General features: G+C 59.8%; 1 protein-coding gene. It reads left to right on the top strand.

The annotated features are described in order from the left end of the window. Positions 1–355: 355 nt before the first annotated feature. Positions 356–717: adenylate/guanylate cyclase domain-containing protein (locus tag EOD07_RS36460; RefSeq protein WP_164772963.1), on the top strand; the 362-nt coding region annotated here is incomplete at its 3' end.

Raw genomic sequence — 717 nt, 5'->3', positions numbered from 1 at the left:
CCACGTAAGAACAACGCTTCCCGAAGCGTTTGCTCCGATGCGGCCAATCCATGTCCGCCGGTAATCAGTTCAGCGACCGCTTGGCGCGAAAGGTCGTTTAATTTCAAAGGGTAGAGGCGTTGTCTGGAGATATCGCTCGATGTAACGAACGACTAACCATGCGCCGGATGGGAAGTTTGTCATATTAGCTGTTCGTAGTAGAGCTTTCGGCAAGACCCTGATAGAGTTCTGGTCATAACAGGGTGGCAATGGCGCGCCGGACCTGCCGGGGGGATATCCATCGGCGGACGGCGACGCGTTTCTTTTGAGCGCAGGTCGCCTGTTCTGGATTGAAAGCGGGACTGGGGGCTCGATCATGGCTGAACGGAATTATACCCGTCAGCTTGCGACAATCATTTCGATCGACGCCGTGGGATTCTCGCGACTGATGGGCATCGACGACGAGCTCGCCGTCGCCGCCTTCGAGGAGAGGCGAGACATCATTGCCGACAGTTGCGGCGCCTTTGGCGGGCGTACGTTCGGCGATGCCGGCGACAGCATCATGGCCGAATTCGGCACCCCGATCGAAGCCCTGCGGGCGGCCTTCGATTTCCAGGGCCGGATCGTGGCGCTGAATGCGGCGGTCGCCGAGGACATGCGCATGCCGTTTCGCGCCGGGATCAACACCGGCGACGTCATCGTCCGGGAAGGCCGGCTCTACGGTGACGACGTGAACAT

The sequence above is a fragment of the Mesorhizobium sp. M2C.T.Ca.TU.002.02.1.1 genome (genome assembly GCF_003997225.1).
Note: the sequence above shows the minus strand (reverse complement) of the source record. Positions and strands in the feature narration are given on the sequence as shown.